The following is a 21,251-nucleotide window of genomic DNA, read 5'->3' as shown; positions in this document are numbered from 1 at the left end:
GGTGCTTTTGAATTTAGATATATTATCCTTGTTTTTGAATCTCTACTCCATGTGGGTAAGGGATTTCAATACCAGCTTTATCTAGCTCTATTTTACAATTTTCAATAGTTTGGAAGTATACGTCCCAGTAATCTGCTGGTGTAGCCCATGGTCTTACTTCGTAATTTACTGAGCTATCTGCCAGTTCTCCCATATTAACAGTAGGAGCAGGATCTTTTAATACTTTTTCTTGAGAGGTCATGGCTCTCATTAGTGCTTCTTTCGTTTCTTTAATATCTGCATCATAAGAAACACCTATCGTAAGATCTACACGTAATTGTCCTAATTCTGTATAGTTCTTTATATTTCCATTAGATAACGCTCCATTTGGGATTATAGCTAGCTTGTTACCAGGAGTTGCTAGTTTTGTGGTGAAAATTTGAATCTCAGAAACAACACCAATTTCTCCTTGTGCTTCTATTAAATCTCCTACTTTAAATGGTCTAAATAACATAATTAGAACACCGCCAGCAAAGTTGGATAAAGAGCCTTGTAATGCAAGACCTACTGCAAGACCAGCTGCGGCAAGAATAGCAGCAAAAGAAGCAGTATCTATACCTAATTGTCCGAGTATCGCTATAATCAATAAGACTAATAATATAGATTTGACAAGATTAGAAAGGAATTTTTCCAAAGTCTCATCCATGTTTTGGTTCTTCTTGAGCATTTTCTTGAAGACTTTCATGATGATATTAATAATCCACTTTCCAATTATCCATATGATAATTGCCAAAATGATTTTGGTGCCATACTCAATACCATAATCTATGGCAATTTCTGTCCATTCTTTAGCCTCTTGTGCTTTTTGTCCTACGTCTTCTATTTGCATTATATAAGTATTTTTTGTTTTGAACTTTAAAAGTAAGAAAAATACAGAGTGCTTTATGAGTCTGTTAGTTTTTAAATGGTTAAAGAATAGAGATTTTATGTATATCGATACAAATGTGTCGTATATCTATAATTTTTTATAAGTTCTAGGTTGCTTATGATTTTATAAGTTCTAGCGCTTCTGGAATACTTCTAACAGGAAGTTTACAAGCATTATTTACACAAACATATATAAGTGTTTCATTTTGCAGGTAACGTCCTTCAAAAATCTCTTGTGCGCTTTCTGAAGTGCTAGCTGCAATTAACTTGTTAGGGATGTAGTATGTGTTTAATTCGGTAAGAATTTCTTTAGCATTGGGTCCTACAATAACAATCTCGTAATAGGGACTGGTATAATTAAGATATAAATCTAACCAATTGCTAAAAGCTGTTGGTGACCTGTCTATTTCAGGTTGCATATTATTAAGCATTTTTGCTGCTGTTTGTGTATACGCCTTGTCTAAATAATAATGTGATAGTGTGAAAATGTTTTTTGCCATCATAGAGTTTGATGCAGGAATAACCTTATCTGTATAGGCCACATTACGGCTTATTAAATTGGTGTCTTCATCAGAGGTAAAAAAGAACATTCCGTTTTCTTTATTCTGAAAATGAGTAAAAGTGTAATCAGTTAGTTGTTTTGCCTTTTCTAACCAAAAAGCATCAGCAGTTACTTCAAATAAAGCGATAAACGCATCTATAGTGCTAGCATAATCTTCTAAATATCCGTTTATAGCACTTTTTCCATTTTTATAATTGCGATCAAGGCCTCCATCCTTACGGATCATGTTGTCAACAATAAAAGTGGCATTTTTGAGTGCAATGTCTAGGAATTTCTGATCATTAAACACACGGTATGCATCTACGTATCCTTTTGTCATAAGACCATTCCAACCTGTTAAGATCTTATCATCTAAGCGGGGTCTTTCTTTATTGCTTTCGCGAAAGCGTAATAAGATTTGTTTCCAATGTGTTCTTTTTTCTTTAAGGGATGCAAGTGTAATGTCATGTGTTTTTGCAAAATCTGTATCTGAATCTTTACGAATTAAAACAAAGTGGTCTTTTTTCCATTTACCAAAATCATTGATATTATAATAAGAAGCAAAAAGATCATACTCTTCTTTTAAAAGAGTTCTTAAAGTTGTTTCTGTCCAAACGTAATAAGCACCTTCTTCAAGTTCGCCTTCAGGTGTAAGGCTATCGGCATCCTGAGCACTATAAAATCCTCCCTCATCTGTGGTCATTTCACGAGCTATAAAATCTAATGTTTGGTATACGGTTTCTTTATAAAGTTCTTTTTGGGTGCCTAAGTAAGCATCACTATATAAACTTACAAGTTGTGCATTATCATAGAGCATTTTTTCAAAATGAGGGATGTGCCATTTTTTATCGGTACTATATCTTGCAAATCCTCCTCCTATTTGATCTTGTATTCCTCCAAGTGCAATCTTTTCTAATGTAGTATGTACATAATTAAGAATCGTGCTATCTTGGGTTTGGTGCCCATAACGCAATAAAAATTGGTAGTTATTAGGCATCATAAATTTTGGAGACCTATTAATACCCCCTTCTTCTTTGTCCCAGTATTTGGACCATGTACTAAGTGACGATATAATAAGGTCTTCTTCAAATTTTGGCTTGTTGGGATTTGGAGTAACAATATCTCTGGTCTTTATGCCTGAGGCAAGTTTATCTGCAAACTCAACTAAGGAATTTGGGCTTTCGTTAAATGCTGTAGCAACTTGCTCTAGAGAATTCATCCAATCTTCTTTAGGGAAATAAGTGCCACCCCATATTGGTCTTCCATCTGGTAATGCAATAGCATTAAGTGGCCACCCACCAGCTCTTCCAGTCATAAGTTCAACAGCACTCATATATACATTGTCAACATCTGGGCGTTCTTCACGATCTACTTTAATATTTATAAAATGATCATTCATAAAATTGGCGACAAGAGTGTCTTCAAAACTTTCGTGTTCCATTACGTGGCACCAGTGACAAGATGAGTATCCAATACTCACTAAAATAAGCTTATTCTCTTTTTTAGCAAGTGCCAATGTCTCTTCATTCCATGGTTTCCAATCTACAGGATTATGCGCATGTTGAAGTAAATATGGGCTTGTTTCATTTATAAGATCATTGGTATATGTGTGCATGTCAGATGTATCCTGGTTTTTGCAACTCCAGAGTAATACTATGGTGAGTAACAATAAAAATTGTCTGTATATATTCATAAGAGTAAAAATACAAACAAAAAAAAACCTATCGCTTAGATAGGTTTTTTTTATATGATATGTGTGTGGTCTTACTTTATTTCAAATGTAAGTCTAAGGTTTACACGATATTCAGTAACCTTATCTCCATCTACAACGGCGCTTTGCTCAGCAACATATACAGATTTTATGTTTTTTACTGTTTTTGATGCTTGCGATACTGCATTTTGTGTTGCATCTTCCCAACTAGTTTTAGAACTAGATAGTACTTCTATAACTTTCATTACTGCCATAATTATCTTTTTTTGGTTTAAAAATTTATTGAAACTGTAAGTTACAAATAATCAATAAAAAACATAAAAAATCATTTAGATGCAGCGTATTATGCATTTTATCCTATCCATTAATCGCTTCAACGGCATTTATGCGACCAGGTAGCATTTGTTTGAGCATATTTTCAATTCCGTTTTTAAGGGTAAATGTAGAAGAAGGACATCCGCTACATGCACCTTGAAGAATCACAGATACATTTTTAGTTTTTTCATCATAGTTTTTGAATACAATATTACCTCCATCACTAGCAACAGCAGGTTTTACATATTCTTCTATGATATTTACAATTTCCTTAGAAGTGTCATCAAGATTTTCAAAAGTAGCTTCAGCAATAGTTTCTACTTGCTGAGGTGTCTTGAGTTGTTCTGCGGTAATGATTTCTTTTCCGTCTTGAATAAAATCTCTTATAAACTCGCGAGTTTCAGTAACAACTTCATCCCAATTTGCCATTTCATATTTTTGTACACTTACATAGTTTTCATCCATAAAAACTTCTTTTACAAATGGAAAATGGAATAATGCTTTTGCAAGAGGCGCATGAGCTGTATCATCTATAGTTTTAAACTCAAAAGGAGCAGTAACTAATTTTTTGTTTGCTACAAACTTTAAGGTAGATGGGTTTGGCGTGCTTTCAGCATATACAGTAACAGGTACTTTTTTTGCAGCAATATCCTCAATGATAATCACTCCATTATCATTAAGATAATCTTCTATTTGATTAGATACTTCATTTTGAATATCAATCCATTCAACAATGTTGTACTTTTCTATGGCAACAAAGTTTTGAGCGATATATACTGTTTTGACAAAAGGTAAGTAAAATAGTTGCTGTGCTAATGGCGAATTTGCAGCTTCATCTATATTAGTAAACTCATAACTATTATGGTTTACCAAAAATTGGTTTGCTTGAAATTTTTTTATTGCAGGATTTGATGTTCCTTCAACAGTAATACTATATGTAGACATTACAATAATTTTTATGCAAAGGTAGGTATTATGCCTATTTATTACACTATAGATTATGCTCTTAAATGCAGTTACGTCTAGCTTGAGATGTGAATAATATTGTTAAAAAAGTATCTGTAGATTCAATAAATAGATAAAATTGTCGTTATGCAATGCACAGGCGCCTAATATATGTTGTAATTTCCTATATTTACGGCCCCTTGAAAGCTACTATATTCATGAAAAGAATCCTACGTTTCTTCCCATTGCGAAATGATTTATGTCATATACATATATATGATGTAATTACTTCTGTATATAATTATTGGATGCGTGATTTTGCATATATGGTTTTCAATAGCATAATGCCTGTTAAATCTGAACGCTTTAATACAAAAATTTATATATTTGAACGTTACAGTACCTTATGTACATCTCATATTAATATGAATACTTCATTATTTATGTATAATAGAGCAGTACTTAAGCCTGTGTTACAAAAAAAATAGTCCCATGAATCTAAAAAAATACTATATCATACTGGCATTGTTTTGCTCGCAATTTGTTGTTGCTCAGGAAGGTTTGCCTGTATTCTTAGATTATCTTCAAGATAACCTTTACTTACTTCACCCTTCTATGGCAGGAGCTTCTAAAACGACAAAGCTTAGAGGTACTGCACGTGGTCAATGGGCTGGAGTTGAAGATTCGCCTGCATTACAAACAGTAAGTTTAAATGGGAGAATAGGAGAAAAAGTTGGTGTAGGAGGAATATTATTTAATGATAGAAACGGTTTTTTCTCTCAACAAGGAGTTTATGCTACGTTTTCATATCATTTATTGCTTTCGCGAAATTACGTAGAGCTAAATCAACTTTCATTTGGAATAAGCCTAGGTGTTTTACAAGGAAAACTAGACGAAACCAATTTTGATCTTACAGATTTTGATCCTGTTATTGCAGGTATTGAGCAATCTGACTCCTATATAAATGTTGATTTTGGGATGTCGTATAATTTCTTGGATTTCTTTGCGCATTTTACAGTGAAGAATGTGCTTCCTACAAATAGAGATATTTTTACAGAAGCATTTGAACCTAATAATCAACGTAGATATATCGTATCTATGGGATATGTGATTTCTCCTAATTTTTCAGACTGGAGTTTTGAGCCTTCTGCATTATTTCAAGCAACAGAACGTACAGGAGAAGCAAATATTGATTTAAATGCAAAAGCATATTATAAATTAGACTGGGGTAGATTATGGGGAGGACTTTCTTATAGAAGAAGTCTTGATGGAGCAGAGTTTACTCCTAATGGAGAAACTGTAGATATTCAGAAGACACAATTTGTAAGTCCATTTATTGGAGGTTCTTATGATAGATTCTTGTTTGGGTATACCTATTCTAATCAAACAAACTCTGTTGTATTGACAAATGGAGGATTCCACCAAGTTACACTAGGATACAATCTTGGAGAAAATAAAGATCCTTATGATTGTAACTGTCCAGCAGTAAATTAATAAACTATTATATAAACAAAAAGCCCGTTTGCATATGCAAACGGGCTTTTTGTTTTAAGGTATTTTCTTGAACTTATTCATTTGATGCCATAAGAGCTAAGAACTTGTCAAGATTTGGTAAAATGATGATGCGTGTTCTTCTATTTATAGATCTGTTTTCCTTACTGTCATTAGGTGCTATAGGCATATAGCTACTTCTTCCAGCTGCAATCAATTTTGAAGGATCAACTTGATAGGTGTTTTGTAACTCTCTAATAATAGCTGTAGATCTTTCAACGCTAAGTTCCCAGTTGTCTTTTACATAAGCACCTGGTTTTACAGACTGATTATCTGTATGACCTTCTACCATTACTTCTATTGCAGGTTCAGAATTCACAACATCTGCAATTCTCTTAAGTAAGGCATCTGCTTCTTTATTAACTCTGTAGCTTCCTGACTTAAATAATAATTTGTCAGAAATAGAGATCATAACGACTGTTTCATCAATGTCAATAGAGATATCATCGTTATCTACATTCTCTATTACATCACGATCCAGATTACGTTTCAGATTGTATGAAAGTGCTAAATTCATAGAATCTTCTAAAGTCCTAGCTTTTGAAAGCTCAGCCTGATCAACTTTTGCTAATGTTGCAGTCATTTGTTTTTTAACATCATTTGATATTACAGCCCCATTAGTCGTTTTGTCTAGTTTTTGATCGTTTGATATGGTAAGTTGATCATTGATATCTTTTAAAGAATTGATCTTTGAATTATACTCACTCACACGTGCTTGAATAGCCCCATATTTATTTTCTAATTCTTCTTTTTCTACTTTGGTTTTCGTTAGTGTAACCTTCGTATTGTCATACTCCGACTGTAGTGCAACGTATTTCTTTTTAGAAACACAAGAAGTAAGTGTTAACGTGGCTACTGCAATAATTACAAACGTTTTTTTCATTTTAATTTGGGTTTTAATTGTTTTACTACTTTATAGTAGTAGGTTTCTATTTATATGTTTTATATACGTTTCAAGTAGTGGGTTTGGTTTATATACATTGTATTTAAATAAAAAAAAGTGTATGCAACCTTGCATACACTTTTCATTTAACGGGATGTGTTATAGAACCTATTCCCAGGTATAATTCTTCTTTTTCGCTTGTGTTTTAATTGCTTCTACCATAGCATTACGTAACTGATTGTCATCTTTTTTTGTTTGTTCAGCAACATATGCAATACGTTTGCTATTAAGTTGTGCAATTTCTTTTTGTATTTTTTCTCTTTCTTTTCTTTTTGTTGCGATATATGCTTTTATTTCTGAAGTAGATTTTCCTTTTAATTCATTAGGTAGATCATTATCATCTAACTCTTCATAACTAAAATCTGCTTCTTTTTCTGCATCTACTAAATCCCAACTGCTATTTTTATAAAAATGTGAACTTTTACTAACGGCTCTCTTTACTGCATTTGCTTGTCCGTACTCATTTGCATTAGCATCTTGTTGGATCTGTAAAGCCATTTTGTCCTCTGCTAACCTGCCATAGCCGATATACGTATTATTAAGGGCTTTATTTTTTTCTAAAATTGCTTGATCATATGGAGATGGGACATGCACGGTACGCTTGTCATGATTAATAGCAATATAAGTTCCCTTGGCAGATTCTGCGCCATCTTTCCAGTGTGTTTGTGCTCCCGTATTGTAATTACCGCAAAATATTGTGTTAATAGTTACATCTTTCTCACAAGCATTTAAAGATGCATCTTGGTAGCGTACAGGTCCTTGATCAAAAGGCTCATTGCCTGCAATAAAAATTAGATTTAAATCATTTTTGTCAGCTCCCCAATCTAATTGATCTAATGAGACCTGAATCACCTTACCACAATATTCATTTCCGCCATTGGTTGTAAGCCCAAATAAATTTTTTGAAATCTCATCGAGATCGTTACTGAATGCATTTACTTGTCTAATAAAACCTTCACGTGCATTAAGTCTGTCATTTCCATATTCATATAATGCTATTTGTAGAGACGGTTTACTTTCATGCTTGCATTTTGCATAAGAAAGCTCATTAACCAATTCCCATAATTGTGATTTAGCTTGATCTATAAGCCCATCCATACTATTAGAAGTGTCTAGTAAGAGTGCTACTTTAATAACATTTGTATCAGGCTCTATACTAATTGTGTTATTGTCAAATTGCTCTAAAGCTTTTGATTCTTTTTGATCACTTAATGGAGTTACATAAAAATAGGATGTAGCTAGCATTAGTGATGTGATTAAAATTGTTACAGTCTTCATAGTCGTTTGTATATTTTGATGAATATGATGTAAAACTAAACACATAAAAAGAGGTTAAAAATTCAAAATGAGGGAACAGTTCATTTGAATGAGGGAACACTACTATTATTTTAGTGTGAATGCTATTTTAATGCTTAAATAGCGCTGTATTTTGACATATCTAGATATAGCCATTTTTTGGTGTTGCATTTTTCTAGTATGTTTGATCCTTATGAAGATGGATTTTAAAATATATACTACTATTTCTTTGCTGTTAGTGATGTTCACTTGTGCAAATGCTTTTTCACAAAATAGAAACTCATTTCCTCAAGAAAAAGGGCCATATATAACAGTAAGAGGAAGTGTTATAGATATAGAAACATTAGAGCCTATTCCTAGAGTAAACATAGAAATTACAGGAGGTGATTATACAACAACAGGAGCTGATGGTGAGTTTAGAATAAGAGCTAGAATAGATGATGAACTTGTGATACGAAGCGCAGATTTCGAAACAAGATATTATACGATAAAAGATAATCAACGTATACGTGTAGAAGTACAATCATTATCTAATGAAGAAGATATATTTGAAGAAGAAGAAATTCAGGGCAATTCACAACAGAGTTTTGAAGGCTTTCTTCAAATAGCAAGAGATGAGTACAAAAAAGATGTTTCTAAAGGAATAGATCATATCGCTTCTGCATTAGAAGTTAAAGGAATAAGTGAATCTGAAAGAGCTACTGCCTATGAACTATTGGCAGATATTAATACGTATGGAAAGCAGTATGATTTGGCTATTAGTAATTACAAATCTAGCCTTAAAAGTGTATATGATATTGCAGTAGATATAAAATTAGCAAAAGCTTATTTTAATAATAAAAACTATCAGGAGAGTATTAGCCTATATCAAAGCTTGTTACAAAAAACAATATCCTTTGAACAAAATTTAGAAGTTATCGAAGGGCTGGGTGATTCCTATAAGATGACTAAAGAATATGAAAAAGCGATCGAGCAGTATAAAAAAGCAGAACGCATTACTTCAGATTCCTCTATAGTATCTATTGCAACGCGATTAAACACTAAAATTGCAGAGTGTTATGATGGAATGGGTAATAGTCAAAAAGCTATTAGTTCTTATAATAAAGCACTAGATTTATCAAATCAAGAAAGTTCTGAAAGCGCCGCACGATCTAAAGTGAATACCGCCGATTATTATAATAGAACACAGCAGTTTGATGAAGAAATAAAACTACGTAAAGAAGTGTTGGAAGACATAGATAATGTTGTGACAGATTCTATTTCTAATGATGATGTACTTACTTCTCAAAAGCAAAACTATAAGATTGCAAGTGCTTATGCCAATCAAAGGAAGTTTGAAGAAGCCATTCCATTTTTCGAAAAAAGTATTAATGAAGCAGCAGATAAAAATGATCTCGTTATCGAAAAAGATGCAACAAGACGTCTTTCAGAATTGCATAGAGATCAAGGAAATTTTGATAAAGCGGCAGAGAGTTATGAACGCTATAAATCTCTTGTAGATGAAGAATACCAAAGAAAAGAACAAGAGGTATACAAAGCCGTGCGATTAGGGAAAGATATTGCTGAAAAACAGGCAAGAATCCGGAGTCTTGAAAAAGATAGAGAGTTGAATGAGAAAAAATACCAACTTGCTTTTAAAGAACAAGAGTTAAGAGAGACAAGTGATAGAAATCAACAATTAATAATAGGGTCATTAATTGTTCTGGCTATTTCACTTCTTATTACGGCTTTTGCAATGTATCGTAGCTCAAAAAGACAGAAATATGCAAATAATTTATTAGCACTTAAAGGGCTTCGGTCACAAATGAATCCTCACTTTATATTTAACGCACTTAATTCTGTAAACAGTTTTATAGCTATAAATGATGAGCGTACAGCAAATAAATATCTTTCCGACTTTTCAAGTTTGATGCGAGCAGTACTTGAAAATAGTGAAGAAGATTTTATTCCATTGTCAAGCGAGATAGAGCTTATTAAAAAATATACAATGCTAGAGCATTTTAGGTTTAAAGATAAATTTGATTATACACTTACGGTAGATGAAAATCTAAAAGTAGATGAGTTTAAAATACCACCTATGCTCTTGCAACCCTATGTAGAGAATGCTGTATGGCATGGAATGCGTTATAAAGAAGAAAAAGGATTATTACATATTCATTTTAGTCAAAAAGATAAAGACACCGCTGTGATTACCGTAACAGATGATGGTGTAGGTAGAGAGCGTAGTAAAGCTATGAAAACCGATAATCAGAAAAAACAAAAATCAAAAGGAATGGGTAACATCAAAAAACGTATTGCAATACTAAACGAAATGTATGGCGATCGCGTAGATGTTGCAATAACAGATGTTTTTGAAAACGGAGAAGGAACAAAAGTTACATTAACACTTAAAAAGAACTAACCATGCTAAAGCTTAAAACCATTATCGTAGAGGATGAAGAAATGAGTAGAGAAATACTACGCAATTATCTTCAAAAATATTGCCCAAAGATTGAGCTTGTAGGTGAAGCATCAAATATAGAAGAAGGACTAAGCCTTATCCGTAATCATACATTAGATCTTGTTTTTTTAGATGTAGAAATGCCACATGGAAATGCCTTTGATCTTTTGGAGCAAGTGGGGGATCGTAGCTTTGAAACCGTATTTGTAACAGCTTATAATCAATATGCTATCGAAGCCCTTAATACACACGCCTCTTATTATTTGTTAAAACCCGTGTCTATAGATGAACTTATCAAGGCAGTAGATTATGTTGTTCAAATTAAAGAAAAAGAAAATGCACTAGAAGATAAAGTTCTTACAGCTTATAAATCTGATAAACAAGGTAAAATTACAATTCCGGTTCAAGATGGTTTTGAGGTTTTAGAAGCAGCCTCTATTTTGTACTGCCAAGCAGACGATAATTATACACAAATATTCTTAACAAGTGGCGGTAAAAAACTAGTAAGTAAAACACTTAAATATTTTCAAGATGCCTTGGTTGACTTTGGTTTTGTGCGTGTGCATAAATCGTACTTGATCAATATTAATGAAGTAACAGGATATAGAAAAGGAAAAGGAGGGACGGCTGTATTGAGTACAGGAAAAGAAATAATGGTTTCTGCTTCCCAAAAAGCCAATTTGTTAGCGTATTTTAAGTAAAAGCTAAAAGTCCTTATATGACACCTCAATAGCTGTTTTTTGAGGGATGTGTCCGCTTTCGCGAAAGCGTATAATAATAGCTTCAAGTACATCAATAACATTATTAGAATAGATATGATGTTTAACTGGTTGTAAAGCCTCTGTTTTGATTGTTTTTTCTTGTTCTAAAATTGCTCTTGTTTGTTTAGCAACAGCTTCTCCAGAATCTATAATAGTGACTTGTTTAGGTAATAATTCTTTTAAAATAGGAAGTAAAAATGGATAATGACTACACCCTAAAACTAGATAGTCAATGTTTGCTTCAATCATAGGGGCTAAGTAATTAATAAGCAATTTTTTTGTTTCATCGCTATCAATTTTACCTTGTTCAATAAGAGGTACAAGCCCGGTCCCTATCACTTCTATGGTATCTATCTCTTTGGTGTAACGCTGTGATGTAGTAGAAAATAAACGACTATTTAAGGTTCCTTTTGTAGCTAGAATACCAATACTCTTGTTCTTAGATTGTAACGCAGCAGGTTTGATAGCAGGCTCTATCCCTATAAAAGGTACATTGTAATTTGCTCTTAAATAATCAATCGCATTTGTAGTTGCTGTATTACAAGCTACAACAATAATTTTAGCGCCAAGCTGAAGTAATATTTCTGTGTTTTTTATGCATAATTGTGTGATCTCTTCTTGAGACTTTCCTCCATAAGGTGCGTGTTTACTATCTGCTAAATAAATAGTCGATTCCAATGGTAATAACTGGACAATTTCTTTCCAAATAGAAATGCCACCTATCCCGCTATCAAATACACCGATATATTGATTTTTTTGCATAGGTCTAAAATAAAAAAACTGCCTTCATTTTGAAGGCAGTTTTTTATAAACTTTCGCTTAAAGCGAAATTATAGTACTGTTTTTAGATGCCTAAATCTGCTTTTACATCTGCCATAAGATCATAACCATCTGCCATGATTACACCAGCGGCACCAGGAGTAGAATCTAAAACAAATTGATATCCTTTTGCTCTAGCTACTTTTTGAATCGTTACACGCGCTTTTTCAAGAATAGGCTTTAATAATTCTTGCTCTTGCTGGCGAAGCTTTGTGTATGCATTTTGCTCATACTGATTGATTTGAGCTAATGTTTCTTGTACTTCTTTTTGACGTGCAAGATTTGTTTCGTCTGTTTGCTCGTTTACTTCACGACCATATCTTTCAGATGTTTTCTGAAGTTCAGTTTTCATTTCTTCTAACTGAGCTCGATACGATTTTTGTGCTTTTTCAAGCTCAGCATTGGCAGCTACATAACTTGGCATTGCTTCTACTAATGCCTGTGTGTTAATGTGCGCAATTTTTGAATCTTGAGCTTGCATTACACTAGTCATTCCTATTACTAGAGCTATGGCTACAAATACTTTTTTCATGTGTTTCATTGTAATCTAATTAAGTTAAGTGTTATTATAAAGGGTTGTTAAATACCTCCTTCTCCGTTATCATCTTCTTCTGGAGGTTTTGGAAGATTATTTGCTTTGTTTTTACGAGCGTCTAATATAGAATCTCTTTTTCTTTGACGTTCTGCATTAACAGAATCTTTTACTCTTTTACGAGCTGCTGTTATAGAATCTTTTCTTTTTTGGCGCTCTGCTATTATTCTTTGTTGTCTTTCTTTTTTCTCTTCAGCAGTAAGAGGGGCTCCTTTCCCAGACTTTTCTCTAGCTGCTGCTTTGACTGCTGCTATAGAATCTTTTCGTTGTTGACGTTCAGCAAGTATACGTTGTCTGCGTTCTTCAAAAGCTTTATTACGTGCTTCTTTTTCTTCTTCACGTTGTTTTGCTTTTTCTTCTATTAAGGCTTCTCTTTCGGCTTTTTTATCATCTATTGCTTTCTGACGTGCTTGTGTAGCTTTATCTTGCTCTACTGTTTTTGCTTCGTCTCTATCAAAAGATTTTTCTTCTTTCTTGCTATTTATTTGTTTACGCTTTGCAGATCTAGTAATACTTCTTAATACTTGATCACTCATATCAAGACGATCTGCTACATAAAGTACACCAGCTTCTTTCTTTGTTAAAACAACATCGTATTTTTTGTTTTTTGAGATTTCTTGAACAGCATTAAAAACTTGATCTTGTATAGGTTCTATTAATTGACGTTTTTGAATAGCCAAATCTCCTCCTGGACCAAAACGTTTTTGCTGATATTCAAAAATTTGCTCTTCTTCATAGGTAATCTCTTCTTCACGCTCTTCGATTAGTTCTTTTGTAAGCAATACACGTTCATTTTGTAATTGCTTTTTCATTTCTTCTATCTCACCTATCTTTTTTTCAATTTCACTTTTCCATTTTTTAACTTTTGAATCTAGTTGAGAAGATGCTTCTTGATATTCAGGAACATTTTCAAGTATGTAATCCATATTTATATAGCCCACACGGATACCACGTTGTGCTTGTGCAACTAGGCTCACTAAAAAAAGTGATGCAAAAAAGAAAAAAACTTTTGTTTTCATATTGGTTATAATAGCGTTAGAAATAATCGTGCCAAAAATTAAAACTGCTGTCCAATGATAAAGTGCGTTTCCCACCCATTAGGCTGTATTAGCCCAGGTATGGGATCAAATCCATATCCAAAATCCAGCCCTAATAATCCAAAGGCAGGCATAAATATACGAATTCCTGCACCAGCAGATCTATTCAATTGAAACGGATTATAGTCTCTAAAATTGTCATAAGTTGCTCCTCCTTCAATAAAAGCTAATGTATAAATGGTTGCAGCTTGACTAAATGTTACTGGATATCGTAGTTCCAGACTGAATTTATTGTATATAGTTGCGCCATCATTATTATTTGCTGTAGTGGCTGCTCCTCTGTCTAAAGGAGTTACAGATTGGTTTGGATATCCTCTTAAACGAATGATTTCACGTCCATCAAGAGCAAAACCTCCTAATCCATCTCCTCCTAAGAAAAAACGCTCAAATGGAGGGATTCCTCTGTCATTGTTGTAAGCTCCTAACCAACCAAATTCAACATTAGATTGTAATACAAATTTACCAGGAAGACTTGTATACCACTTTCCGTCAAATTTAATTTTATAAAATTCTAAAAAGTTGAAACGTTCTTGATCTATTTCTGCTAATGCGTCAGAATCTTGATTTTCTACTGCAACTTCTCTATCTGCCGCTAATGCTTCATAATCTACATTATTAAATAATGAATATGGAGGTGTTAACTTCGCTGTAAGGCTCCATTGAGAACCTGATACCGGGAATATAGGGTTGTTTGCAGTGTTGTTTCTACTAAGACCAATTGTATATCCTAAGTTTACTGAAGATCCATTTCCAAAAGTAAATAGACCTGTGTTAAAATTCTTTAGGTTAAAGTTTTGGTAACTAATAGCGTGTGACAATGTAAATCTTGCATCTGGCCAATTTAAACGCTTCGCTAATCCAATAGAACCTCCTGTAATAATATTTCTACTATCTCTATTTACACGATCTCTAGCACTGGTTGCTAAATTGTTAAATTGGAACTGTATGGTGTGAGATAATGATACAGATAATTGTACTGGTTTTTTACCTCCAAACCATGGATCTGTAAGAGAGATACTATACGTTTGGAAGAATTGACTTGCTTGAGCTCTTAATGAAAAGCGCTGCCCATCACCCATAGGTAACGGTTTGTATGCTTCTTTTTTAAAGATATTTTGTATAGAGAAGTTATTGAAGGATAGTCCTAAGGTTCCTACAAAACCACCACCACCAAAACCACCTTGTAGTTCTATCTGACTAGCTCCTTGCTCAACCACATTATATTCTAAATCTACAGTTCCGCCTATTTGATCAAAGTTTTTGAATTCAGGAGTAAGTTGCTGTGGATCAAAAAATCCAAGCTGCCCTAACTGACGAATGGTAGATACTACGGCTTGTTTACTATACTGTTGACCAGGTCTAGTAAGAAGTTCTCTGTAGATTACTTTATCTTTTGTTTTATCATTTCCTTTTACTTCAACTCTATTAAAATAAGCTAGTTTACCTTCAGAAATACGAATCTCAAAATTGATGGTATCATTATCAACGCCAGTTTCTACAGCGTTAATGTTTGAAAATAAATAACCGTTATTTTGATATAAGTTAGCAAGGTCATCAGCATCAGGGTCTCCTTCTTTCTGAATACGCTCTTTTAATAAAACCCCGTTATAAACATCTCCTTTCTTTAAAACTAATTGTCTTAATAATTGAGCATCAGAAAATACAGTATTACCAATAAAATCGATATCACCTATGTAATATTTTTTTCCTTCTTCAACATTAAGTTTAAGTGTGATACCATCATCATCATTCTTGATAATAGTATCAGATACGATACGAGCATCACGGTACCCATTTTCTTTATAGGTATCTATAATAGACTTTTTATCATCCTCATAGTCAGACTCTATGTACTTAGAACGCTTATAAAAACGAAAAGGATTTTTTCTTTTCGTGTTTTTCATAGCGCGTCTCAATCTTTTACTTTTGATTTTTTCACTTCCTTCAAAAATAATTTGATCTACTTTTACACGAGATCCTCTGTCAATATTTACAACCATATTGACTTTGTTTTTTGATACAGTGTCTTCTTTTGGAATTACATTTATAAGTGTTTTAGCATTAAAAAACCCTTTTTTCTTATATGTGTTTTCAATATAGTTTTTTGTAGTGGTGACTAGGTTTTCTGTAACCTTAGCCCCTTTATTTAAGCCATTGTCTTTAATAAAGGTAGTTCCCTTTTTCTCTTTTATTCCCTTGAACTTGATCTCGTTTAACTCTGGTACTTCTTGAATGTCAAGTTGAAGATCTACAACGTCACCTCTTATATCCGTAACATATAGGTTTATGTCTGAAAATAATTCTAATTTCCATAAGTTTTTAATGACATTACTTATTTTTTCTCCTGGGAGATAGATACGTTCTCCTACACGTAAACCTGTAAAGGTGATTACTGTATTTTCGTTATACGTAGAAGTTCCAGTAACTGTAATGTTACCGATCTCGTACTTAACTTCTGGATCTAGGGGTAAATCCCTCTGGGCTTGAGCGATTACAGATGTAAGTAATAGTAGTACAAAAGTAATTTTTTTTAATATCAAGCTTTGATTTATTAAGTTATTGAATTTGTTCACTTGTCTTTCCAAATCTTCGTTCTCTTTTCTGGTAATTGTAAATAGCTTCATGTAAATCCTTTTTCTTAAAATCTGGCCATAATACTTCTGTAAAGTAAAACTCTGCATATGCTATTTGCCATAATAAAAAATTACTAACACGTTGCTCTCCGCTAGTTCTTATAAGTAAATCAACATCTGGCATGTCATGGGTGTAAAGATGCTTATTAATATAAGACTCGTCAATCTCATCGGGTGAAATTATGTTATTTTTAACTTTAAAGCTTATTTCTTTTACGGTTTTAAGAATTTCTTCACGAGCTCCATAGCTTAGAGCTAGTGTAACTCTTAATCTTTTGTTATCTTTAGTTTGATGTATAACTTCTTTTAATTCTTTTTGTGCTTTTTTTGGTAATGAATCAATATTACCAATAGCTTTTAACGAGACGTTATTCTTTTGAAGTGTATTGATTTCTTTCTTTAGAGAAGAAACAAGGAGATTCATTAGCGTGTCTACTTCTTTCTTTGGACGATTCCAATTTTCAGTAGAGAAGGCATAAAGTGTAAGATGTTCTACTCCTATTTCGGCACATCCTTCAACGATCTCTCTAACCGCTTGAGTGCCTCTTTTGTGTCCAGCAGCTCGCAGTAGTCCTTGTTTTTTTGCCCAACGACCATTACCGTCCATGATCACAGCGATATGGCGTGGTAATTTGTCGAGATTAATTTGATCTAAAAAGTCCATCTCATTATTAGAAGGCACAAAAACATGGTTTGCGCCCAAAGGTATAGGTTACGGTAAATCCAGTAAACATATACCAATCATCATTATTTATATTTCCAAAACGTAACGTTCCATTGGCATCATTGTCAGGAGCACTACCATCTAGATTATCTGTTAATGTATATCTTGCCCCTATTTCAAAAGCAAGAATAAACTTTGTTCCAATAACAGCTTTATAACCTAGAACCATTGGAATTGCAAAATCCCAAGCAGTACCAGTCTTCTGAACATTGTTACCATTTAAGGCTAGCTCATCGTGATTAAAATATGTAAACCCCGTATATAAATAGGGCGTAGAAGGATTTCTATCATTAAACATATCAAAATCCCAGAATGTATATTCTAGACCTAATGAAACTTCTTTTACACTATTTTTAAAAGAATATCCTCGAAGTTGCCTTCTAGATTCATCACTTTGAGAATCTGCACTTTCTAGTTGTGTAAAAAGCGCAGTAAATCTAAAAGAATGTCGCTTACTACGATTCCATTTAAAAATACCTCCTATAACAGGGGAGTTTGGAGCAATGTAACTTGTTGATCCAACATCTCCTATAAAATTTGACCCTCCAGCAAACAAACCTACTTCATAAGTCTGCGCTTGAGAGTTAAAGCCTAAAAACATGGCGATTATTACAATCGTCAAATACCTCATATAGCTGTAAAAGTTTGCAAATATAACAATAATGTGCGGGTAGATACTATTCTATCAAAATAATGATTTATGAGATGTCGTCTTTTTAAACAAAAGAACGATAAAAATATATCTAAACTACACACAGAGTTAACAATGTTTATTGAAAATTATTGCCTAATTACGCTTATCTTCTCCCCATAATAACTTTTCTCGTAACGTTTTTAAAAAACTTTCCCCTTCTAAATTAATGAGACTTATGGTGAAAGGCGCTTTCTTTAAGGTGATAATCGTTTCATTTTCTAAAGTGGCAATTCTTGAATCTAGTGATATTAAATGTTGTTTTTCTCTTCCAGAAACTTTTAAGGTAATTGTTGTGCTATCAGGAATTACGAGAGGTCTGGCATTTAAATTATGAGGGGCTATGGGTGTAAGAATAAGACTAGATGTGAGAGGAGTAATAACGGGACCACCACAACTCAAAGAATATCCTGTAGATCCAGTAGGGGTAGATACTATTAATCCATCTGCCCAATAATTTGTTAAAGATTCTCCATTTAAATGCGTTGATATAGAGATCATAGACGTCGTATTTTTACGACTTACTACAATTTCATTTAATGCAAAATTAATTCCTTCAAAAACAGTTGTATCTTGACCTGTAGTAACTTGTAATAAGCTACGTTGTGATAATGTGTAATTGCCAGCAAGGATTTTTTCTATAGAAGTAGCTATTTCTTGTTTTTTAATAGTTGCTAGAAAACCTAATCTTCCAGTGTTAATACCTACAATAGGAATATTAAGATCTCTTATATATGTCGCAGTTTTTAGGATTGTACCATCTCCTCCTATACTAAAAAACAAATCATAGCTTGTATCTAGTTCTTCAAAAGTGCTAAAATGTCTGTAATTTTTGTCAATTGCATCATGTTCATGAATTAGATCAAGAAAATTTTTTTCAATAATCACTTCAATCTTTTTTTTATCTAAAATATCCAGAAGTTCTTGTACGTAACGAGCTGCTTCTTGATGATAAAATTGGCCGTAAATACCTATTTTCATGAATTATATATTAAGATATTTTTCTAAGTACTGAGAGCGTTCTCTAAGATCTTTTATAAATGTATCTTCTTGATGACTAGATACAACATTGTAGCTATACCTCCTAAATGCCGCAAGTATGTCATTAAAGTTGGCGCGTCCAATTTTTATAGAGATTTGAACAACATCATTTTCTATTTTAGATATAAATCCGCCCCATATTTTACCATCATTAGACTCTACGATTTGGCTTATTTCACTAAATGAATAATCTTGCATGCCTTTTTCTATAATAACAACACTTCCTGGTTCACTTATAAATGGGGTGTTGTTGAAAAAATTCATTACATCAGCTAGTTCATAATAACCTATATAGGTATTATTCTCATCTAGTACTGGCATAATGTTAGAGCTATTTTGAGCAAATGTTTCAAGAATATCCAACCAGTTGGTTTCATACCTCACAAAAAAGTGCTCATAGGCATGTGTATAGTCAGAGATAATACAATTTGCATCATAGCAATGAGTGTCATTTTCAGCAAGGCAACCTACATATGTAGAATCTCTCTGTATGGGAACATGAGAGAGAGTGGTTTGGCTAAAAATGGTCTGTACTTCCCCTATTAACTCTTTTTCAGAAACAGGTTTGATGTCGTTAATTATAAAATCTGTAATACTCATAGTGCAAAATAATGAAAAATAACTCGGCTAGCGTTAGGGTCTTTGTATTTTTGTACTCAAAATTTATACCATATTTATAATGACAAAACTAAGTGTAAACGTAAATAAGATAGCAACACTTCGTAATGCTCGTGGTGGTGACGTGCCTAATGTTGTAAATGTTTCTGTTGATCTTGAGAAATTTGGAGCACAAGGAATTACAATACATCCAAGACCAGATGAGAGACATATACGATATCAGGACGCTAGAGATTTAAAAAAAATAGTGACTACAGAATTTAATATAGAAGGTAATCCGGTTCAAAAATTTATTGATCTTGTCTTGGAAGTTAATCCTACTCAAGTAACATTAGTGCCAGACGCTGTTGATGCTATCACTAGTGATGCTGGATGGGATACTATAAAGCATAAATCATTTCTACAAGAGGTAATTAAGGAGTTTAAAAATCAAGGAATACGCACATCCATATTTGTTGATCCAGTACAAGAAATGATAGAAGGAGCAAAATCAACAGGTACAGACCGTATTGAATTGTATACAGAAAGCTATGCAAAACTGTATGCTACAGATAAGGAAGCTGCTATACGTCCTTATATAGATAGTGCATTGATTGCCAACGAACTCGAGCTAGGAATAAATGCGGGTCATGATCTCTCTTTGGAGAATATCGAATATTTTAAGAACAGTATTCCAAATTTATTAGAAGTGTCTATAGGGCATGCATTAGTTTCTGAAGCTCTATACTATGGATTTGAAACAGTAATTGCTGAATATCTTAAAAAACTAAGCTAATGATATTACATTCTAATATAATAGGTGAAGGAAAACCACTTATCATTTTGCATGGTTTTCTTGGAATGGGAGATAATTGGAAAACACTTGCGAGACAATTTGGAGAGCAAGGATATGAAGTACATTTAGTTGATCAACGCAATCATGGGCGCAGTTTTCATAGTGATGATTTTAGTTATGAACTTATGGCAAATGATCTTAAAAATTACTGTACAGAGAAAAATTTGTCGTCTGTAGATGTTATTGGACATTCTATGGGAGGAAAGACAGCTATGCTTTTTGCAGTAAAGTATCCTGAGCTTGTCTCAAAATTAATTGTAGCAGATATAGCACCAAAGTTCTATCCACAACACCATCAAACAATATTAGAAGGATTAGAGGCGCTATCCATTAATCAGGAAGCATTAAAAGGGAGAAAGGAGGCAGATGTATTTTTATCAAAATATATTAAAGAAATAGGCGTACGTCAATTTTTATTAAAAAACCTTTATTGGGTAGAAAAAGGGATTTTAGGTCTTAGAGTAAATCTCCCTGTTTTAATATATAATATTGAACGTATTGGAGAAGCATTGCCGGCTGATTCATATTTTGAAAAACCTACGCTATTTTTAAGAGGCGGTGCTTCAAATTATATTCAAAAAGAAGATGAGGATACTATTTTTTCCGCTTTCGCGAAAGCAAAATTAGAAACAATCCCAAATGTAGGACATTGGTTACATGCAGAGAATCCAAAGCAATTTTATAGCGAAGTCATGGCGTTTTTGTAAGATTTCTCTTAAAATTTTACTATGTATGCATAATAAAGTGTGTTAATAAATTGTAAAAACTTAAAAATATCCTATTTTTGCTTGC

20 protein-coding genes are annotated in these 21,251 nt (G+C 33.1%); 6 read left to right on the top strand and 14 right to left on the bottom strand.

The features are described 5' to 3' along the window. Positions 1-22: 22 nt before the first annotated feature. The 4 genes from CHB80_RS01030 to CHB80_RS01015 all read right to left on the bottom strand — a co-directional run bounded on the left by CHB80_RS01030 (position 23) and on the right by CHB80_RS01015 (position 4,418). Positions 23-868, bottom strand: a complete 846-nt coding sequence (locus CHB80_RS01030) for a mechanosensitive ion channel family protein (protein ID WP_089369582.1) — start codon at positions 866-868, stop codon at positions 23-25. A 154-nt stretch (positions 869-1,022) separates the two neighbouring features. After that, positions 1,023-3,062 carry a thioredoxin domain-containing protein gene (locus CHB80_RS01025; RefSeq protein WP_089369581.1) on the bottom strand — a complete coding sequence of 680 codons (2,040 nt, stop codon included), beginning with the start codon at positions 3,060-3,062 and terminating at the stop codon, positions 1,023-1,025. Positions 3,063-3,211: 149 nt separating this feature from the next. Further along, positions 3,212-3,412 carry a dodecin family protein gene (locus CHB80_RS01020; protein ID WP_089369580.1) on the bottom strand — a complete coding sequence of 67 codons (201 nt, stop codon included), beginning with the start codon at positions 3,410-3,412 and terminating at the stop codon, positions 3,212-3,214. 103 nt (positions 3,413-3,515) lie between these two features. After that, positions 3,516-4,418, bottom strand: a complete 903-nt coding sequence (locus CHB80_RS01015; protein ID WP_089369579.1) for a NifU family protein — start codon at positions 4,416-4,418, stop codon at positions 3,516-3,518. Between the two features lie 218 nt (positions 4,419-4,636). Here CHB80_RS01015 and CHB80_RS01010 point away from each other — a divergent pair, with 218 nt between their 5' ends. Both CHB80_RS01010 and CHB80_RS01005 read left to right on the top strand, forming a co-directional pair. Then, the gene (locus tag CHB80_RS01010) at positions 4,637-4,906 is read left to right on the top strand and encodes a hypothetical protein (protein WP_089369578.1); all 270 of its coding nucleotides are present in this window, start codon (positions 4,637-4,639) and stop codon (positions 4,904-4,906) included. 4 nt (positions 4,907-4,910) lie between these two features. Next, positions 4,911-5,912 (top strand): PorP/SprF family type IX secretion system membrane protein, encoded by a 1,002-nt coding sequence (locus CHB80_RS01005; protein WP_089369577.1) that lies wholly within the window; start codon positions 4,911-4,913, stop codon positions 5,910-5,912. A 73-nt stretch (positions 5,913-5,985) separates the two neighbouring features. Here CHB80_RS01005 and CHB80_RS01000 read toward each other — a convergent pair whose 3' ends face one another. Next, positions 5,986-6,852 carry an OmpA/MotB family protein gene (locus tag CHB80_RS01000; protein WP_089369576.1) on the bottom strand — a complete coding sequence of 289 codons (867 nt, stop codon included), beginning with the start codon at positions 6,850-6,852 and terminating at the stop codon, positions 5,986-5,988. A gap of 168 nt (positions 6,853-7,020) precedes the next feature. Continuing rightward, a complete protein-coding gene (locus CHB80_RS00995) occupies positions 7,021-8,190 on the bottom strand; it encodes a VWA domain-containing protein (RefSeq protein WP_089369575.1) in 1,170 nt (389 codons plus the stop codon). A 217-nt stretch (positions 8,191-8,407) separates the two neighbouring features. Here CHB80_RS00995 and CHB80_RS00990 point away from each other — a divergent pair, with 217 nt between their 5' ends. Both CHB80_RS00990 and CHB80_RS00985 read left to right on the top strand, forming a co-directional pair. Further along, positions 8,408-10,609 carry a histidine kinase gene (locus tag CHB80_RS00990; RefSeq protein ID WP_229746889.1) on the top strand — a complete coding sequence of 734 codons (2,202 nt, stop codon included), beginning with the start codon at positions 8,408-8,410 and terminating at the stop codon, positions 10,607-10,609. Between the two features lie 2 nt (positions 10,610-10,611). Then, on the top strand, positions 10,612-11,349 hold the full coding sequence (locus CHB80_RS00985; protein WP_089369573.1) for a LytR/AlgR family response regulator transcription factor: 738 nt from the start codon (positions 10,612-10,614) through the stop codon (positions 11,347-11,349). A gap of 3 nt (positions 11,350-11,352) precedes the next feature. Here CHB80_RS00985 and murI read toward each other — a convergent pair whose 3' ends face one another. The 8 genes from murI to CHB80_RS00945 form a co-directional block, all read right to left on the bottom strand. Beyond that, positions 11,353-12,171, bottom strand: a complete 819-nt coding sequence (gene murI, locus CHB80_RS00980; RefSeq protein ID WP_089369572.1) for a glutamate racemase — start codon at positions 12,169-12,171, stop codon at positions 11,353-11,355. An 82-nt stretch (positions 12,172-12,253) separates the two neighbouring features. Next, positions 12,254-12,760: an OmpH family outer membrane protein gene (locus tag CHB80_RS00975; RefSeq protein ID WP_308489546.1), complete on the bottom strand. Its 507-nt coding sequence runs from the start codon at positions 12,758-12,760 to the stop codon at positions 12,254-12,256. 47 nt (positions 12,761-12,807) lie between these two features. Next, complete coding sequence (locus CHB80_RS00970) at positions 12,808-13,839, bottom strand: OmpH family outer membrane protein (protein WP_089369570.1); 1,032 nt, start codon at positions 13,837-13,839, stop codon at positions 12,808-12,810. Between the two features lie 38 nt (positions 13,840-13,877). After that, positions 13,878-16,541: a BamA/OMP85 family outer membrane protein gene (locus CHB80_RS00965; protein WP_089369569.1), complete on the bottom strand. Its 2,664-nt coding sequence runs from the start codon at positions 16,539-16,541 to the stop codon at positions 13,878-13,880. Beyond that, positions 16,474-17,214 (bottom strand): isoprenyl transferase, encoded by a 741-nt coding sequence (locus tag CHB80_RS00960; protein WP_089370734.1) that lies wholly within the window; start codon positions 17,212-17,214, stop codon positions 16,474-16,476. The genes CHB80_RS00965 and CHB80_RS00960 overlap by 68 nt, the downstream gene beginning before the upstream one ends. 7 nt (positions 17,215-17,221) lie before the next feature. Continuing rightward, entirely contained in the window at positions 17,222-17,905 is a 684-nt protein-coding gene (porG, locus tag CHB80_RS00955; protein WP_089369568.1) for a type IX secretion system protein PorG, read from the bottom strand. Positions 17,906-18,061: 156 nt separating this feature from the next. Then, entirely contained in the window at positions 18,062-18,946 is an 885-nt protein-coding gene (locus CHB80_RS00950) for an NAD kinase (RefSeq protein WP_089369567.1), read from the bottom strand. Positions 18,947-18,949: 3 nt separating this feature from the next. Beyond that, positions 18,950-19,606: a CBS domain-containing protein gene (locus CHB80_RS00945; protein ID WP_089369566.1), complete on the bottom strand. Its 657-nt coding sequence runs from the start codon at positions 19,604-19,606 to the stop codon at positions 18,950-18,952. A gap of 79 nt (positions 19,607-19,685) precedes the next feature. Here CHB80_RS00945 and CHB80_RS00940 point away from each other — a divergent pair, with 79 nt between their 5' ends. Further along, a complete protein-coding gene (locus tag CHB80_RS00940; RefSeq protein WP_089369565.1) occupies positions 19,686-20,399 on the top strand; it encodes a pyridoxine 5'-phosphate synthase in 714 nt (237 codons plus the stop codon). After that, positions 20,399-21,166, top strand: a complete 768-nt coding sequence (locus CHB80_RS00935; protein ID WP_089369564.1) for an alpha/beta fold hydrolase — start codon at positions 20,399-20,401, stop codon at positions 21,164-21,166. Before CHB80_RS00940 ends, CHB80_RS00935 begins: the two co-directional genes overlap by 1 nt. Positions 21,167-21,251 lie beyond the last annotated feature (85 nt).

The sequence above is a fragment of the Dokdonia pacifica genome, from assembly GCF_900188275.1.
Classification (GTDB): Bacteria; Bacteroidota; Bacteroidia; order Flavobacteriales; family Flavobacteriaceae; genus Dokdonia; species Dokdonia pacifica.
Note: the sequence above shows the minus strand (reverse complement) of the source record. Positions and strands in the feature narration are given on the sequence as shown.

Coding starts and splice junctions, on each gene's coding strand:
- CHB80_RS00985 (WP_089369573.1), top strand. CDS start 10,612: ATGCTAAAGCTTAAAACCATTATCGTAGAGGATGAAGAAATGAGTAGA.
- CHB80_RS00950 (WP_089369567.1), bottom strand. CDS start 18,946: ATGAAAATAGGTATTTACGGCCAATTTTATCATCAAGAAGCAGCTCGT.
- CHB80_RS01010 (WP_089369578.1), top strand. CDS start 4,637: ATGAAAAGAATCCTACGTTTCTTCCCATTGCGAAATGATTTATGTCAT.
- CHB80_RS00965 (WP_089369569.1), bottom strand. CDS start 16,541: ATGAAGCTATTTACAATTACCAGAAAAGAGAACGAAGATTTGGAAAGA.
- CHB80_RS01015 (WP_089369579.1), bottom strand. CDS start 4,418: ATGTCTACATATAGTATTACTGTTGAAGGAACATCAAATCCTGCAATA.
- porG (WP_089369568.1), bottom strand. CDS start 17,905: ATGAGGTATTTGACGATTGTAATAATCGCCATGTTTTTAGGCTTTAAC.
- CHB80_RS00960 (WP_089370734.1), bottom strand. CDS start 17,214: ATGGACTTTTTAGATCAAATTAATCTCGACAAATTACCACGCCATATC.
- murI (WP_089369572.1), bottom strand. CDS start 12,171: ATGCAAAAAAATCAATATATCGGTGTATTTGATAGCGGGATAGGTGGC.
- CHB80_RS00990 (WP_229746889.1), top strand. CDS start 8,408: ATGGATTTTAAAATATATACTACTATTTCTTTGCTGTTAGTGATGTTC.
- CHB80_RS01000 (WP_089369576.1), bottom strand. CDS start 6,852: ATGAAAAAAACGTTTGTAATTATTGCAGTAGCCACGTTAACACTTACT.
- CHB80_RS00945 (WP_089369566.1), bottom strand. CDS start 19,606: ATGAGTATTACAGATTTTATAATTAACGACATCAAACCTGTTTCTGAA.
- CHB80_RS01020 (WP_089369580.1), bottom strand. CDS start 3,412: ATGGCAGTAATGAAAGTTATAGAAGTACTATCTAGTTCTAAAACTAGT.
- CHB80_RS00935 (WP_089369564.1), top strand. CDS start 20,399: ATGATATTACATTCTAATATAATAGGTGAAGGAAAACCACTTATCATT.
- CHB80_RS01025 (WP_089369581.1), bottom strand. CDS start 3,062: ATGCACACATATACCAATGATCTTATAAATGAAACAAGCCCATATTTA.
- CHB80_RS00970 (WP_089369570.1), bottom strand. CDS start 13,839: ATGAAAACAAAAGTTTTTTTCTTTTTTGCATCACTTTTTTTAGTGAGC.
- CHB80_RS00995 (WP_089369575.1), bottom strand. CDS start 8,190: ATGAAGACTGTAACAATTTTAATCACATCACTAATGCTAGCTACATCC.
- CHB80_RS00975 (WP_308489546.1), bottom strand. CDS start 12,760: ATGAAAAAAGTATTTGTAGCCATAGCTCTAGTAATAGGAATGACTAGT.
- CHB80_RS00940 (WP_089369565.1), top strand. CDS start 19,686: ATGACAAAACTAAGTGTAAACGTAAATAAGATAGCAACACTTCGTAAT.
- CHB80_RS01030 (WP_089369582.1), bottom strand. CDS start 868: ATGCAAATAGAAGACGTAGGACAAAAAGCACAAGAGGCTAAAGAATGG.
- CHB80_RS01005 (WP_089369577.1), top strand. CDS start 4,911: ATGAATCTAAAAAAATACTATATCATACTGGCATTGTTTTGCTCGCAA.